The organism is Solirhodobacter sp. (assembly GCF_964715405.1).
Genome location: NZ_CBAICG010000009.1, coordinates 102,717 through 117,590, shown reverse-complemented (window position 1 = coordinate 117,590; position 14,874 = coordinate 102,717). Strand labels below are relative to the sequence as shown.

Here is a 14,874-nt window from a genome sequence, read left to right as displayed (position 1 = left end):
CGACTACCTCGGGCAGCACAACACAAAACCAAAGCCGTTCACTTGGACCAAAACAGCCGAAGACATCCTCACCCGTGAACGACGCGCGCTGAACAAACTCGATGAAGTCAGAGGAAACAGGTAGCAAGCGTCAGACTCAGAACACTAGCCTGACGTGTCAGTTCAACATGGGCGCCGCTGGCTTGGGGATTATTATCCCGGTCTCGATGAATGGCGCGTTCACGGTGACGACATGATCAACGCAGCGGTGTTTTCCCGAGGTGAAACCCACCCTTCAACTGGGCTTTTCATGACCGGTTAACGACCTGCTCCGAGGCTGTGTCGTGGCCCCGTCAGACGCCAGTCCGCACGACGGGATGCCTCCCCAACCAGCGCGTGAGTCGCCCCTCCAACCGCGCCAAACCCGAAAACACGTCTGCTGCAGGTTCTGATGTCAAACTGTGCAGATTCTGGTGGCGAGCTACACAGACTCTTGTCCACAGTTCATTTGGCAAGAAACTGCTTTACAGGCTTCCTCTTTGCGCACACCATATCTAGTAAGGATCGCAGGCAACTATGCCGATCCTTGGTAAGGCACCCCGTCTCTGGTGGGTCTCGGTCCACCGGGGGCTAAATTGGAGAGGCCGGGCATGTCGATCGCAGAAGACTTCCTCCACACCGACGAGTTGCACCCCATCGACATCGTCGAGACGCTGGCGGAACACCACGCTTGGGATTTCGACCGCATCGCCGAGGACCAGATCGCGATGGCTGTCGAGGGGCTGTGGCGGACCTACTCGATCACGCTGGCCTGGTCGACGCAGGACGAAACCCTGCGGCTGATCTGCACCTTCGAGATGGAGCCGCCTGCGGGCCGCATGGCCGAGCTTTACGAGACGCTGAACCGCACCAACGACCTGTGCTGGGCCGGCGCCTTCACCTATTGGGTCGAGCAGAAACTGATGGTCTGGCGCTACGGCCTCGTGCTGGCGGGCGGCCAGATCGCCGGGCCCGAACAGATCGACCGGCTGATCACCACGGCGGTGATGACGGCGGAACGTTTCTACCCGGCGTTTCAACTGGTGGCTTGGTCCGATCAGACCCCCGCGCAGGCGATGCAGGTCGCCATTGCAGAGGCCTACGGGCGCGCCTAGGCTTTCCCCGGACAAAAACCGGGGGATTGCATGACGTTGGATACGGTGGGCCGCCGCGGGCTGGTGCTTCTGGGCTGCGGCAAGATGGGGACGGCGCTGTTGCAGGGCTGGCTGGGGCAGGGGCTTTCGCCCGCCGCCGTCTGGGTCCTCGATCCGCATCCATCGGACTGGGTGCAGGGGCTGGTGGCGCAGGGCTTGCACCTGAACACCGACCTGCCGCCAAATCCGGCCATCGTGCTGGTGGCGGTCAAGCCGCAGATGATGGCCGAGGCGCTGCCGCGCCTCACGCCGCTGGGCAACGGCGCCACCCTGTTCATCTCGATCGCCGCGGGCACGCCGATCGCGTTTTACGAGCGCGTGCTGGGCGCCGCCACGCCGGTGATCCGCGCGATGCCGAACACCCCCGCCGCCGTGGCGCGCGGCATCACCGCGATCACTGGCAACGCGCAGGCGACCGAGGCCGATCTGGCGCTGGCCGAGGCGCTGCTGTCGGCCGTGGGCCAGACGGTGCGGCTGGCGGGCGAGCACCAGATGGATGCGGTGACGGCGGTGTCCGGCTCGGGCCCCGCCTATGTGTTCCACCTGATCGAAACACTGGCGGCGGCGGGCGTGGCCGAGGGGCTGCCGCCCGCGCTGGCGATGCAGCTGGCCAAGGCGACGGTGGCGGGCGCCGGGCATCTGGCGATGCTGGCCGACGAAGACCCAGGCCAACTGCGCATCAACGTGACCTCGCCCGGCGGAACGACGGCGGCGGCGCTGAAGGTGCTGATGGACCCCGAGACCGGCTTCCCGGCGCTGCTGCGCCGCGCCGTGCATGCCGCGGCGGAACGCGGGCGGGAGCTGGGCAAGTGATCAGCTACGACGATTTCCAGAAGGTCGACATCCGCGTCGGCCGCATCACCCGCGCCGAACCCTTCCCCGAGGCGCGCAAGCCGGCCTTCAAGCTCTGGGTCGATTTCGGCGGCGAGATCGGCGAAAAGCGCAGCTCGGCGCAGGTCACGACGCACTACACGCCCGAGACGCTGGTGGGACGGCAGGTGCTGGCGGTGGTGAACTTTCCCCCCCGTCAGATCGGCAAGGTGATGAGCGAGGTTCTGGTGCTGGGCTTGCCCGATGCCGAGGGCGAGGTGGTGCTGATCGGCCCCAGCCACGAGGTGCCGCTGGGCGGGCGGATGTTCTGATGCGGAGGCTGCTGATCACCCGCCGCCTGCCCGACCCGGTGCTCGCCGCCGCCCGTGCGCGGTTTCATGTGACGTTGCGCGACGACACGCGGCCACTGTCGCGCGCCGAGATTGCGGCGGCGCTCGCGGGGTATGACCTGGTGCTGCCGACGCTGGGCGACATGTTCGACGCCGCCGCCTTCGCCGCCGCGCCCGCGCCGCGCTGCTGCATGCTGGCCAACTTCGGCGTCGGCTACAACCACATCGACGTGGCCGCCGCCCGCGCCGCCGGGGTGGCCGTCAGCAATACCCCCGGTGCCGTCACCGACGCCACCGCCGACATCGCCCTCACGCTGATGCTGATGAGCGCGCGGCGGGCGGGCGAGGGCGAACGGCTGGTACGTGCCGGGCGGTGGGAGGGTTGGCACCCGACGCAGATGCTGGGGATGCACCTGACCGGCAAGACCCTCGGCATCGTCGGCCTGGGGCGGATCGGCAAGGCCATCGCCCGGCGGGCGCATCTGGGTTTCGGGATGCGGGTGGTGGTCTTCAACCGCTCGCCCGTGGCCGAGGCGGGCGTTCCCGTGACGCAACGGCCAACGCTGCATGAAGTGATGGCCGAAGCCGATGTTGTGGTGATCGCCGTGCCGGGTGGCGCGGGCACCCGCCACCTGATCGACGCCGCCGCGCTGGCTGCGATGAAACCGACCGGCCACCTGATCAACATCGCCCGCGGCGACGTGGTGGAGGAGGCCGCGCTGATCGCCGCCCTGACCGAAGGGCGCATCGCGGGCGCGGGCCTTGATGTCTACGAGTTCGAGCCGAAGCTGCCCGCCGCGCTGATCGCGCTGGAAAACGTGGTGCTGCTTCCGCATCTGGGCACCGCGGCGCTGGAGGTGCGCTGCGCGATGGGGATGATGGCGATGGACAACCTGATCGCCTTCGACGAGGGGCGGGCGCTGCCCAATGCGGTTTGAGACCTTGACAGGCCCCGGGGCGCTGCCCCGGACCCCGGGATACTTGGACCAAGGCGAAAGGGATCAGTCGGCCGCGCGGTCGCCCACCGCCTCGCGCCAGTGGCGGCGGCAGAGCGAGACGTAGGTTTCATTGCCGCCGATCTGCACCTGCGCGCCGTCCTTCAGCACGGCGCCGTCCGGCCCCTTGCGCACCACCATCGTGGCCTTCTTGCCGCAATGGCAGATCGTGCGGACCTCGCGCATCTCGTCGGCGAGGGCGAGCAGCGCGGCCGAGCCGGGGAACAGCTCGCCGCGGAAATCCACCCGTAGCCCATAGCACATCACCGGCACGCCAAGATCATCGACCGCGCGCGCCAGTTGCCAGACCTGCGCGGGCGACAGAAACTGCGCCTCGTCGAAGAAGATGCAGGCGACGGGGCCCTGCGCCAGCCGGGCGGCGATCTTGGCGAACAGGTCTTCGCCCGGTTCGAAGGTGTCGGCGGGGTCGCCGATCCCGATGCGCGAGGCGATGCGCCCTTCGCCCGCGCGATGATCGTGCCGCGCGGTGACAAGATAGGTCGCCATGCCGTGTTCGCGGTAATTGTGCGACGCCTGCAACAGCAGCGTCGACTTGCCCGCGTTCATCGTTGAGTAGTTGAAGTAAAGCTTGGCCATGCCCGCTGGTAACCGATCCCGCCTGCGCGCCGCAAGATGGCGGCGCGCAGGGCCGGGAAACTTCGGCAGGGCCCGACCAGGCGCAAGCCTGGGGAAGGCCGGACCCTGCCGGCACCACTTACGCAACACAGGCCCGTGGCAGGGCAGCCGGACGAGCCGACCCCACCCCTCCCGACCGGCGGAACTGCGACGGGCCCACTGACTCCGGGTCGGGACACCCGGCACTCGCACCTGCTCCGGTTGCCCGGAACCGTTTTGTAAATGACAAACTCCTGACACCCGATTAATGGGAAAAAGCTGAGTGAATTCCCCAGTGAGCGGGCGAAGGGACGGGTGAGGGCGGAATGTCGGTTGCGGGGTATCTGAAGAAGCATTCCGAGGCGTTGGTGAAGGATGTCGGCTTCGAGGCCGCCTGCACCCTGACCGGCAAGTCGAAGGCGACGCTGGGCCGGTATTATTCCGACAGCGCCGAGCATTCGGATCGGTTCATGCCGATCGACGTGGTGGCCGCGCTGGAGGAAGCCGCGCGGTTTCCGCATGTGACGGCCGCGTTGGCCGACCTGAAGGGGATCACGCTGTCCTATTCCCGCGAGCATTCCAACGACCGCAAGGGCGGCGTGAATTCCGATGTGGTGAAGCTGTCGCAACGCTTCGCGATGCTGATGGCCGAATACAATCAGGCCATCGGGGACGGCAGGATCTCGATCAACGAGGCCAAACGGCTGTTGACCGAGACGCTGGCGATCCAGCAGGTGCTGCTGGAGATGAAGCTGGCGCTGGAGGAAGAGGCGGGCTGACGCCCTTTCGGGCGTCAGCGGTTTGGTTTGCGGCCGATATCAGGCCGTGCGCGCCTCGCGCCGGGGACGGCCCCCCGACGCTGCCGGGCGGCTGCTGTGGCGCACGCCGGGCTTGCCGACCGGCTTGCCGCCGAACTTGGCGGCAGGCTTCGGGCCGCCGGGGGCTGCGCCGCGGCCACGCTGCGGCTGGCGCGGCGCCGGGCCCTCGCCCAGGTGCGCGGTGCCGCCGATGACCTCGATCGGTTCCTTCAGGATCTTCTCGATGTCGCGGAATTCGCCCATCTCGGCCGGGGCACAGAACGCCACGGCACGGCCTTCGGCGCCCGCGCGCGCGGTGCGCCCGATGCGGTGGATGTAGTTTTCCGGCACGTTCGGCAGGTCGAAGTTGTAGACGTGGCGCACGCCGGGAATGTCGATCCCGCGGGCGGCGACATCGGTCGCGACCAGCACCTTCAACTCGCCCGCGCGGAACGCGGCGAGTGTGCGCTCGCGCTGGCCCTGGCTTTTGTTGCCGTGGATCGAGCCGGCGTCGAAGCCCCAGCTGACCAGCAGCTTCATCAGTTTTTCCGAGCCGTGCTTGGTGCGCCCGAACACCAGCGCCATTTCGTCCGGGTGCTTCGAGAGGTATTCACGCAGCAGCGTGGCCTTGTCGCCCTGGCTGATGAAATGCACCGAATGGGCGACCTTGTCGGCCACCTTGCCGGGAGTCGAGACCTGCACGCGGATCGGGTTGGTCAGGTAGGTGCCTGCCAGTTCCTCGATCTGCTTCGGCATCGTGGCCGAAAAGAGCATCGTCTGACGCGCCGAGGTCAGATGGCGCGCGATCTTCCGCAGCGCATGGATGAAGCCCATGTCGAGCATGTGGTCGGCCTCGTCGAGCACCAGATAGGTGGTCTGCGACAGCGTCACCGACTGGCGTTCCAGCAGGTCGATCAGGCGGCCCGGGGTGGCAACGAGGATGTCGCAGCCCTTGGCCAGCTTGTCCGCCTGCTTGTTCAGCGAAGCGCCGCCGACGACGGTGACGACCTTGATATGGGTGTGGCGGGCAAAGTCGGCCAGCGTGTCGGCGATCTGCGACACCAGTTCGCGCGTCGGCGCCAGGATCAGCGCGCGGGTGGTCGCCGGGGCCGGGGCCTTGCCGATCGCCATGATGCGGTGGATCAGCGGCAGCCCGAAGGCCGCCGTCTTGCCGGTGCCGGTCTGGGCCAGGCCCATCAGGTCGCGGCCCGCCATGATATAGGGGATCGCTTCGGCCTGGATCGGCGTCGGCGTGGTGAATTCCTGCTTTTCAAGCATCTTGAGCAGGTGGTCGTTGAGCCCGAGGGCTGCGAATTGAGTCAAGCTGTGTGCCTTTCAAGGCGTATTGGCCCGGCGGGAAACCCGCGGGCGATCGACAAGGGGCGGCTCTGACGGGCGATGTGCCCTGGCCGCGGCTCCTTGCGTGAAGGGGGAACCGGTTGGATTTTTCGGCCGGAACGGGGGCACGAATGCCCGGTGGCTCACGCGGCCACGGTTCTGACGTGGGGGTCACATGGGCGCCTTCGGCCGACAAGTCAAGGGTGATCGACGCTTGCCGCTCAGACGCGGGGCGTGCCGCCTTGCAGGATCGTGGCCATCCAGCCGCTGTCGATGTTACCGCCGCAGAGGATGACGCCGACCTCGCGGCCCTGCATCCGTTCGCGTTCCTGCATCAGCGCGGCGAGCGGCGCGGCGCCCGCGCCCTCGGCCAGGTTGTGGGTGTCGGTGTAGTAAACCCGGATCGCCTCGGCCACCGCGTCGTCGGAAACGCTCACGATGCGCTCGGCGCCCTTGGAATAGATGTCATAGGCGGCCTGCACCGGCACCCGCACCGCCATGCCGTCGGCGAAGGTGCGGGCGGTTTCGGTTTCGACCATCCGCCCGGCTTCGACCGACAGCTTGGCGGTTTGCGCGGCGTCGCTGACGACGCCGACGACCTTCGTCTTCAGCCCCAGCGCGTCGCGCGCCGTGATCACGCCGCAGATGCCGGACCCGCAGCCGATCGGCACATAGACGGTGTCGAGATCGGGTCTGGCGGTGAACAGTTCGTAGGCGTAGGTGGCGACGCCGCGCACCAGTTCGGGGTGGAACGGCGGCACCGGGAACAACCCCTCGGCCGCCGAAACCCGCATCGCCTCGACCCGTGCGGTGTCGAAATCCTCGCCGAATTCCACCAGTTCGGCGCCGAAGGCCCGCATCGCGGCGTTCTTTTCGGCCGAGTTGCCTTTCGGCACATAGACCGCGGCGCGCAAGCCTGCGGCGGTGGCGGCCAGCGCCTGGCCCTGGCCGTGGTTGCCGCGCGTGGCGGTGATGATGCCGGGGCAATCGGGCTGGGTGCGGCGCAGCCAGTCGATGAAGGTGAACGCCCCGCGCACCTTGAAGGCGCCGGTCGGCCCGTGGTTTTCATGCTTGACCCAGACCTTCGCGCCGGTGCGCGCCTGCAGCAGCGGCCAGGCATATTGCGGCGTCGGCGCCATGTGGCGGTGCACGAGGGTGGCAGCGGCGGCAAGCTCGTCGCGATTGAACAGCGGGGTCATGGCGGAGGCTCCTTTTGCCGCAGGGTTGCCGGTCGGTCGCCCGCGGTCAAGCCCGCAGCGCGGGTCGGTCCAGCGCCTTGGCGAGTGCGGCGAACAGCGCATCCTCGCCGCCGCCCGGGGCGCCCTCCAGGGCCTCGTGCGCGGCCGAGGCCATGCGCGCGCGCCGCGCGGCGTCCGACAGCTCGGCCAGCGCGGTGGCGATCCCACCCGCGTCGGCCACCTTCCGCGCCCCCCCGACCCGATCCAGCGCGCGGTAGACGGCGACGAAATTGGCCACATAGGGCCCGTGCAGAATGGCCGAGCCGAAGCGGGCGGGCTCGTAGGGGGTATGGCCGCCGCCCGGCACCAGCGAGCCACCGACGAAGGTGACGCCGGCCAGGCGATACCACAGGTCCATCTCGCCCATCGTGTCGGCCAGGTAGACCGGCACATTGCCCGGCTCGGCCCCGGTCGACCGGGTGGCGAAGTCAAGCCCCGCGGCGCGGATCAGCGCCTCGATCTCGGCCCGGCGGCGCGGGTGGCGCGGGGCCAGGATCAGGCGCGCGACATGCCCGGCGGCGCGCCCCTGCGCGAAACCCTCCAGCACCGCGCGTTCCTCGCCCGGATGGGTCGAGGCCGCCAGCAGCGTGGTGGTGGGGTTGAAGGCATGGCGCAGCGGCTCGGGCAGCGGCGCGGCGGCGGCACCCGGTGCCGGACCGCGCGCCTTGAGGCTGGTCACCGGCCCCAGTCGTCCGGGCCGAACGCCCAGCCCGCGCAACCGCGTGCGCGACACCTCGTCCTGCGCCGAGACGAAGGCGAGCGCGCTGAACATCGCCGCGCACAGCGCGGGCGCCATCTCCCAGGCCTTTGCGCTGCGTTCCGACATGCGGGCGCCAAACACCAGCACGGGGCGCTTGCGCGCCTCCATCATGGTGATCCGGTTCGGCCAAAGCTCGTTTTCGAGCATCAAAAGCGCGTCCGGCCGCCAGCGCGCGATGAAGCGCGCCAGCGCCCAGCGGTAGTCAAGCGGCGCCATCCGCGCGGCGACCTGGGGCATCTCCCAGCCCTCGACCAGCGCGCGCGCGGATTCGGTGTTGCAGGTGACGATCAGGCCAAGGTCGGGGCTGCGCTGCACCATCGCCTCGATCATCCAGCGGACCGAGGTCAGCTCGCCGTTCGAGGCGCCATGCACCCACAAGAGCGGCCCCGCAGGCCGTGCCCCCGTGCCGCCGCCCAGCCGTTCGGCCAGCCCCCGCGCCGTTTCGCGCCCGCGCAGGCGGCGCGCCAGCAGCCACAAGGCGATCCCCGGCGCCAGAAGGGTCAGCATGATCCGGTAGAAAAGCATTGCCCGCCGACCCCGTTCGCCCCATCCGAAGTGCCGCCGGTCATAGGCGTCGGCACGGCCGCTTGCAAGCCGGGGGGATCAGACACCCACCCTGGGGCCGGGGCAGATCAGCGGTTCGGCGCTCTGGTGCACCTCGATCAGGTCGCTCGACTGCGGGTCGCCCTCGAAATGCGCCTTGAGCCCGCCAGTCCCTGTGAAAAAGGTCCAGCATTGCGGGCCGGTGCTGTCGCCGTCATAGCTGAAGCAGATCTGCCCCCTAGTCTCGACCCAGGTGCCGTGCTTGCAGTCCTCGCCGAGAAAGGCCCAGACGACGCGGTGGTCGGGCAGGTAGGTCTCTGCCCCGTAAGGCTTGTCGCCCACCGCGTAATACAGGGTCTTGCCCAGCGAATAGGCATCGAACTCGGCCGCGGTCATCGGTTTGTCCAGCGCCCAGGCAGGGGCGGCGGCGAGGGTCAGCGCAAGGATCATGCGGCGCATCGCGAAGCCTTTCATGCGGGACGGGGCCAGATCATCCCATCCTGCCACAGCCGCGCCGTCCCCACCAGCATCGTGGCACCACCGGATCAGGGCTCGGCCGGATCAGATCAGGGCTCGGTCGGCAGCCAGGGCGCCAGACGCTTGTCCATCAGCCGGAACCAGTGCCGGGGCCAAAGCGCGATCGTCGCCATCACCGGCAGGCTGTAGGGCAGATGCGGCGCCTGGTCGGGCGGCGGCAGGGACAGTTCGGGATAGGGCCAGGCCGGGTGCGCGTGGTGCGCCGAATGCCGCGGCGCGTTCAGCATCAGCGCCGACGAGAACCACCGCCCCGAGTTCCACGAATGGCGGTCCGCCACCGGCTCCAGCCTGCCATCCGCCATCTCGCCCCGCATCAGCCCGTAGTGCTGCACATAGTCCGACAGCATCAGCTGGATCTGCGCATAGAGCGCGAGCAGGATGTAGATGATCAGCCCGCCGTAGCCGAACAGGATATAGATCCCCAACAGGAAGGCCGCCTCGCCCGCGAGGTAGATCACATAGGGGTTCACCCCGCCCGCGCCCGACTGGCGGCGCATGTCACGCTCGATCTCGTAGCCCGCGACGAAGGCGCCAACCCAGGCGCGCGGCAGGAAGGCGTAGAAGCTTTCGCCCGCAACGGCGCTGTTGGGATCGTCCTCTGTCGCGACAAAGCGGTGATGCACATGCCGGTGCGCCGAGGTGTGCTGGCCGAACAGCAGGCTGATGTAAACCCACATGCCCAGCCGGAACAGGCCCCGGTTGGAGCGGTGGATCAACTCGTGCGCGTTCGAGTTGCTGACCTGGCCGAAATAGAGCCCGAAGGCGAAGAACATCACAACACGGCTGAACCAGCCGATCCCGGTCCAGCCCGTCAGCGCGTAGACCGCCGCCAGCAGCAGGATGAAATGCACGGCGGCGAGGATCACCGACAGGTCGTCGGCCGCCGGAAACTCCTGCCCCTCGGGGGCCTGCGGGGCGGCGTAGGCCATCAGTTCATCCAGCGCGAAGGTGAAGGCCGTCATGTAAAGCAGCGCCAGCAAGGCCCAGAGCCCGCCGAACCCCGCCCCCAGCAGCAGGAGTGGCACGGGCACCAATGTTGCGATGGCGAAAAGCACGATCGGCCGGTTCATGGATGCGGTCCTGACATTGCGGGTCACCCGGAGTATTGCCGCTTCCGCCCGGCTTTCCAAGCCCTTCGGCGGCCTCGGCCTTCCGTCCGGGCCGCCTTCGGTCTAGGGAATGGGGGACCGGGGGCGGAGGCGGGCGGCATGGCGGTGTTGAGGGTGATGCGGGGGCGGTCATGATCCCCGGCGGGGCGGCGATCGCACTGGCCGCGGCAACTGCCGTTGCCTATGGCGCGGGCTGGTGCTGGCAGGGTTCCTCCGTCCTCAAGTCGGCGCTGAAGACGGTGGCGACCCTGGCTCTGGCTGTCGCGGCCTGGTCCCTGGGGGCACCCTGGCTGGTCACGCTGGGTCTGGCCCTTGGCGCGGCGGGCGATCTTGCGCTGTCACGGCCGGGGCAGGCGGCGTTCCTGCTCGGCATGGCGGCCTTCGCGGCGGGCCACCTCGCCTATGCCGGGGCGTTCCTCGCCGCAGGCCACGGGCTGCCTGCGCCGCTGCCCGCCCTCGCCGTGATCGCGCTCGGCCTCTCGACCGAGCTTTGGCTCGCCCCCCGCACCGGCACCCTGCGCGCCCCGGTCCGTGCCTATGTCGCGGTGATCACCGCGATGGCGCTGGCCGCGCTGACGCTGCCCGGCGCCGCCTGGGCCGCGCTGCTTGGCGCCGGGCTCTTCCTCGCCTCCGACCTCCTGCTGGCGGTCGAGATCTTCGTGCGGCCCCCGCCCGCACCCCGCGCCCTGTCGCGCGCGGTCTGGGCGGCCTACTGGTCCGGGCAGGCGCTGATCTGCCTCGGCGCTGCCGGGGTGCTTGGCCCTTCCCTCTAGGCGAGGGAATGGTTAGGTCAGGGGAAACCGGGGCCCGGCCTCTGACCACGGGATCAGCGATGTCCTTCTTCACCAAGCTCAAGGATCGGATGTTCAAGTCGTCCTCGAAGATCGAGGAAGGGCTGGATCATCTGGTTGCCGACGCGGCCAAGGCGCCTGCCGCCGAGGCCCCGAAGCCCGGCCTCGCCGCGCGCCTTGCGGGCGCCGTCGCGGGGGGCCGCGTGTTCGACGATGCGATGCTCGAAAGCCTGGAAGAACTGCTGATCCAGTCCGACATGGGGGTGGATACCGCGCTGCGTGTGGCGGCCAACATCGCCGAGGGCCGGATGGGCCGCCGCGTCACCACCGACGAGTTGAAGCGCCTGCTGGCCACCGAGATCGCCCGGATCATGGCGCCGGTGGCGCGCCCGCTGCCGCTTTACCCTTCCCGCCCGCAGGTGGTGCTGGTGGTCGGCGTCAACGGCTCGGGCAAGACCACGACCATCGGCAAGCTCGCCAGCCAGTTCCGCGCCGCGGGCAAGACGGTGATCATCGCGGCGGGCGACACTTTCCGCGCCGCGGCGGTGGAGCAGTTGCAGGTCTGGGGCCAGCGCGCCGGGGTGCCGGTGATGACCGCGCCCGAAGGCTCCGACCCCGCCAGCCTTGCCTTCGACGCAATGACGCGGGCGCAGGCCGAAGGCGCCGACCTGCTGATGATCGACACTGCGGGCCGCTTGCAGAACCGCGCCGACCTGATGGAGGAACTGGCCAAGATCGTCCGCGTGATCCGCAAGAAGGATCCCGCCGCGCCACACAACACGATTCTCGTGCTCGATGCCACCACCGGGCAGAACGCGCTCAGCCAGGTCGAGACGTTCCGCAAGCTCGCCGATGTCTCGGGCCTCGTGATGACCAAGCTCGACGGCACCGCCAAGGGCGGCGTTCTGGTCGCACTGGCCGACAGATTCGGCCTGCCGATCCACGCGATCGGGGTCGGCGAGCAGATCGACGACCTCGCCCCCTTCGATCCCGAGGAATTTGCCCGCGCCCTCGTCGGGCTCGACGGCTGACGGCGCGCCGATCTTGCCGCTTGTTCTTGGCGAAAATACTCCGGGGGTGACGAGCGTTCGGAAATCCTCCGGTGGAGGATTTCCAGCGAAGAACGCCCGTCCCGTGGTCGGGCTGGGGGGCAGGGCCCCCGGCCTTCGCCGCTGCGCGCGCGCCCCGATGGCCAGTCGGCGGGCCAGTCGGCCGGGCCAGTCGGCTAAGTGATCCCGCAATTGCGACTGGCCTTCGGGGCCCGCAGGTTCTACAGCGAATTGCGTTCCATCTGACGCAAGCACATCAGAATTCGCCCGAGTCTTGGGGCGAATTCTGTTTCAAGATGAACGCAATTCGCTTTAGCAACGGGAAAACGGATCGAGGATGCCCCGGATGAGCCAGAAGAAACTCAACCCCATCGTGAAGCTGGTCATCGAACTGGTGCCCATCGTCGTTTTCTTCGTCGTCTATGGGCGGTTGAAGGGGCAGGTCTTCACCATCGGCGGCACCGGCTATGATGCCTTCATCGTCGTCACGGCGGCGTTCATCCCGCTGATGCTGATCTCCACCGGCCTGTTGTGGGCGCTGACCGGCAAGCTGTCGAAGATGCAGATCGCGACGCTGGTGCTGGTGATCGTGTTCGGCGGGCTCTCGATCTGGTTCAACGATGAACGCTTCTTCAAGATGAAGCCGACCATCATCTACCTCTTGTTCGGCGGCATCCTCGGCTTCGGTCTGCTGCGCGGGCAGTCCTACCTGAAGCTGGTGATCGAAGAGGTGCTGCCGATGCGCGAGGAGGGCTGGATGATCCTGACCCAGCGCATCACCCTGTTCTTCTTCGGCCTTGCGATCGCCAATGAGGTGGTCTGGCGCACCATGTCCACCGGCGCCTGGGTCACGTTCAAGACCTTCGTGCTGACGGCCGCGCTCTTCGCCTTCTTCATGGCGCAGGGCAAGCTGATGCAGAAATACGCGGCCGAGGACGACGCCTGAGCTACCAGAGCCCCGGCACCAGCCGCCACGGTGTTCTGCGCTGGTAGGCGGCATAGCCCGCCAGTTCGCGCACCAGATAGCGCTCCTCGACCCGGATGCGCAGCGCCAGCATCCCCGCCACCAGGATCGCCACACCAAGGCTGAGCCAGCTTCCCAGCACCAGCGAGGCGCAGATCTGGTAGCCGATGGTGACGGCGTAGAACGGGTGGCGCACGACGGCATAAAGGCCGCTGTCCACCACGCGGTGGGCGCGGTCCTCCTGCAGATAGACGCAGGTGGCGAGGTAGGGGTTCTGCCGCATCGTCAGATACCCCGCCCAGGTCGCCAGCGGGATCGCGGCGGCGGCGGCGGCGCGCAGCACCAGCGGCACATGCGACCATTCGTGGCGCACCGAGTCGATGCCGGCGACGCCCGCCCAGACCAGCATCATCATCGTGTGGGCGGGCACGAACAGACGGTCGGCCAGTGGTTGGCCCTTTGGCGCCAGTCGGGTGCGCGCGTCGACCAGCCCCGGTTCGTGCACCATCAGCGCAACCGTCGCGGGGATCAGCGAGCCGGTCGCCAGCAGCAGGAAGGCCCAGCCCCCCGCCCAGCGCATCGTTCCGGCGCCGTAGAACAGCAGGATGGCGATCACCAGAAACTCGACGAAGATCACGAGGGTGATCTTCACGGCAATGAAGGCGTAGGTCCGCGGGTCGATCCGGGTCAGGGTGTTCACGGGATCAGCGCCCTGTCAGGCGACCCTTTTGGGCCGCCCCCGCTGCAATGCGCGCGGTGCGGCAACAGGTCGTCAGATGATGGTTTCCCACGGTCAAGGCACTCATCCGGGCCTCCCTTCGCCGGGGTGCAATAGTCACGCTTCGCGGCGGCTTGGCAAGATCGACCCGCGACGCGGGGGCGCAAAAAGACGTGACCAGCGGCGACTGGACCGCAGCGGCAGACGGTCGCGCAGCGTGGCCAGCGGCAATCTGTCGCGCAGCAGCGCCCGATAAAGGCCAAAGACGCCGGGGCGCAGATAAAGGCTCCAGTGGCAGATGCGCAAATGTGGCGCGGCGATGCGGTGACCCAGCCCGGCGAGGGCATCCAGGGTTTCGGCTTGATCGAGTTGGATGTCGATCCAGTTCGCGCAGCGGCGCCCGGTGCCGTGACCAAGCGCGCGGTCGGCGTGCCGCGGCACCAGACGCTCGATCAGGAAATCAAAGAGGTCGTTCTCGCGGCTGGTGATGTTGACGAACTCGGCGGCGCGGCCCGCCGGGGTGGCCAGCGCGGCCTCGGCGGGGCGGCGGACCTCGGCGGCGGCCATCAGCACGGCGCGGCCAAGGATCGGCCGGTCGAGATGGTGCAGCGCCTGCAAGACGACCCTTGCACCCAGGCTGTGGGCCAGCACCTCGACCCGTGTGCCGGGGCGCTGGGCGTCGATCCGGGTCATCAGGGCGGCCAGCGCCGCGCCCGCCAGCGCTGCCTCGGCGTAGGCGGCCCGGATCGTGCCGCGCGCCTCCCAGCCGAAGGCGATGCCCAGGCCCTGCGCGGCGTCACCCCGGCCAAAGCCCAGATGCCGCGGCCAGGAGATCGCCTTCCAGCAGTCCTGCACCGGTTCAAGCGACAGGATGTGGCTGTGCGGGCTCTGGCCGGGAACCGTGGGCGAAAAGCGGAAGCCATGGATCATCACGATCACCGGCACGCCTTCCGGCAGGGCCGCGAGGGCCGCCGACAGGGCCTCCCACCCGCCCTCGCAGCGGGGAATGGTGCCGTCCGCGTTGATCCGTAGAAGGGGCATCCGCCTTCCCCACCATATCTTGGGGGCGGGGATAGCTGCGCCCCGCG

The 14,874-nt window shown here is 68.5% G+C and carries 16 protein-coding genes; 8 read left to right on the top strand and 8 right to left on the bottom strand.

Annotated features, from left to right (window positions below; translation table 11 throughout):
• The first annotated feature begins 629 nt into the window (after positions 1-629).
• From AC11WY_RS06200 to AC11WY_RS06185, 4 genes are read left to right on the top strand one after another with little or no spacing between them, the layout of a single operon-like run.
• Positions 630-1,133, top strand: coding sequence for a type III secretion system chaperone family protein (locus tag AC11WY_RS06200; protein WP_482923607.1), 504 nt, complete (start codon positions 630-632; stop codon positions 1,131-1,133).
• A gap of 30 nt (positions 1,134-1,163) precedes the next feature.
• The gene (proC, locus tag AC11WY_RS06195; protein WP_482923605.1) at positions 1,164-1,985 is read left to right on the top strand and encodes a pyrroline-5-carboxylate reductase; all 822 of its coding nucleotides are present in this window, start codon (positions 1,164-1,166) and stop codon (positions 1,983-1,985) included.
• Positions 1,982-2,314, top strand: coding sequence for a tRNA-binding protein (locus tag AC11WY_RS06190; protein ID WP_482923603.1), 333 nt, complete (start codon positions 1,982-1,984; stop codon positions 2,312-2,314). Before proC ends, AC11WY_RS06190 begins: the two co-directional genes overlap by 4 nt.
• Positions 2,314-3,270, top strand: a complete 957-nt coding sequence (locus tag AC11WY_RS06185) for a 2-hydroxyacid dehydrogenase (RefSeq protein ID WP_482923601.1) — start codon at positions 2,314-2,316, stop codon at positions 3,268-3,270. Before AC11WY_RS06190 ends, AC11WY_RS06185 begins: the two co-directional genes overlap by 1 nt.
• A 63-nt stretch (positions 3,271-3,333) precedes the next feature.
• On the opposite strand, the gene AC11WY_RS06180 is transcribed toward AC11WY_RS06185, so the two are convergent.
• Positions 3,334-3,924, bottom strand: a complete 591-nt coding sequence (locus tag AC11WY_RS06180; RefSeq protein ID WP_482923599.1) for a thymidine kinase — start codon at positions 3,922-3,924, stop codon at positions 3,334-3,336.
• 344 nt (positions 3,925-4,268) lie between these two features.
• On the opposite strand from AC11WY_RS06180, the gene AC11WY_RS06175 reads away from it, so the two are divergent.
• The gene (locus tag AC11WY_RS06175) at positions 4,269-4,721 is read left to right on the top strand and encodes a hypothetical protein (protein WP_482923597.1); all 453 of its coding nucleotides are present in this window, start codon (positions 4,269-4,271) and stop codon (positions 4,719-4,721) included.
• 39 nt (positions 4,722-4,760) lie between these two features.
• On the opposite strand, the gene AC11WY_RS06170 is transcribed toward AC11WY_RS06175, so the two are convergent.
• The 5 genes from AC11WY_RS06170 to AC11WY_RS06150 all read right to left on the bottom strand — a co-directional run bounded on the left by AC11WY_RS06170 (position 4,761) and on the right by AC11WY_RS06150 (position 10,225).
• On the bottom strand, positions 4,761-6,062 hold the full coding sequence (locus AC11WY_RS06170; RefSeq protein WP_482923595.1) for a DEAD/DEAH box helicase: 1,302 nt from the start codon (positions 6,060-6,062) through the stop codon (positions 4,761-4,763).
• Between the two features lie 236 nt (positions 6,063-6,298).
• Complete coding sequence (locus AC11WY_RS06165) at positions 6,299-7,276, bottom strand: threonine dehydratase (RefSeq protein ID WP_482923593.1); 978 nt, start codon at positions 7,274-7,276, stop codon at positions 6,299-6,301.
• A 46-nt stretch (positions 7,277-7,322) separates the two neighbouring features.
• Positions 7,323-8,600, bottom strand: a complete 1,278-nt coding sequence (locus AC11WY_RS06160; RefSeq protein ID WP_482923591.1) for a 3-deoxy-D-manno-octulosonic acid transferase — start codon at positions 8,598-8,600, stop codon at positions 7,323-7,325.
• A gap of 78 nt (positions 8,601-8,678) precedes the next feature.
• Positions 8,679-9,092: a hypothetical protein gene (locus tag AC11WY_RS06155; protein ID WP_482923590.1), complete on the bottom strand. Its 414-nt coding sequence runs from the start codon at positions 9,090-9,092 to the stop codon at positions 8,679-8,681.
• A 92-nt stretch (positions 9,093-9,184) separates the two neighbouring features.
• Complete coding sequence (locus AC11WY_RS06150; RefSeq protein ID WP_482923588.1) at positions 9,185-10,225, bottom strand: alkane 1-monooxygenase; 1,041 nt, start codon at positions 10,223-10,225, stop codon at positions 9,185-9,187.
• Positions 10,226-10,395: 170 nt separating this feature from the next.
• Between AC11WY_RS06150 and AC11WY_RS06145 the strand changes: the two genes are divergently transcribed.
• The 3 genes from AC11WY_RS06145 (at position 10,396) to AC11WY_RS06135 (ending at position 13,050) form a co-directional block, all read left to right on the top strand.
• Complete coding sequence (locus AC11WY_RS06145; RefSeq protein WP_482923587.1) at positions 10,396-11,037, top strand: lysoplasmalogenase family protein; 642 nt, start codon at positions 10,396-10,398, stop codon at positions 11,035-11,037.
• 59 nt (positions 11,038-11,096) lie between these two features.
• Entirely contained in the window at positions 11,097-12,086 is a 990-nt protein-coding gene (gene ftsY / locus AC11WY_RS06140; RefSeq protein ID WP_482923585.1) for a signal recognition particle-docking protein FtsY, read from the top strand.
• 364 nt (positions 12,087-12,450) lie between these two features.
• Positions 12,451-13,050 (top strand): inner membrane-spanning protein YciB, encoded by a 600-nt coding sequence (locus tag AC11WY_RS06135; protein ID WP_482923583.1) that lies wholly within the window; start codon positions 12,451-12,453, stop codon positions 13,048-13,050.
• A 1-nt stretch (position 13,051) separates the two neighbouring features.
• Here AC11WY_RS06135 and AC11WY_RS06130 read toward each other — a convergent pair whose 3' ends face one another.
• Positions 13,052-13,768 (bottom strand): methyltransferase family protein, encoded by a 717-nt coding sequence (locus AC11WY_RS06130; protein WP_482923582.1) that lies wholly within the window; start codon positions 13,766-13,768, stop codon positions 13,052-13,054.
• A 135-nt stretch (positions 13,769-13,903) separates the two neighbouring features.
• Positions 13,904-14,827: an alpha/beta hydrolase gene (locus tag AC11WY_RS06125; protein ID WP_482923580.1), complete on the bottom strand. Its 924-nt coding sequence runs from the start codon at positions 14,825-14,827 to the stop codon at positions 13,904-13,906.
• Positions 14,828-14,874: the final 47 nt, after the last annotated feature.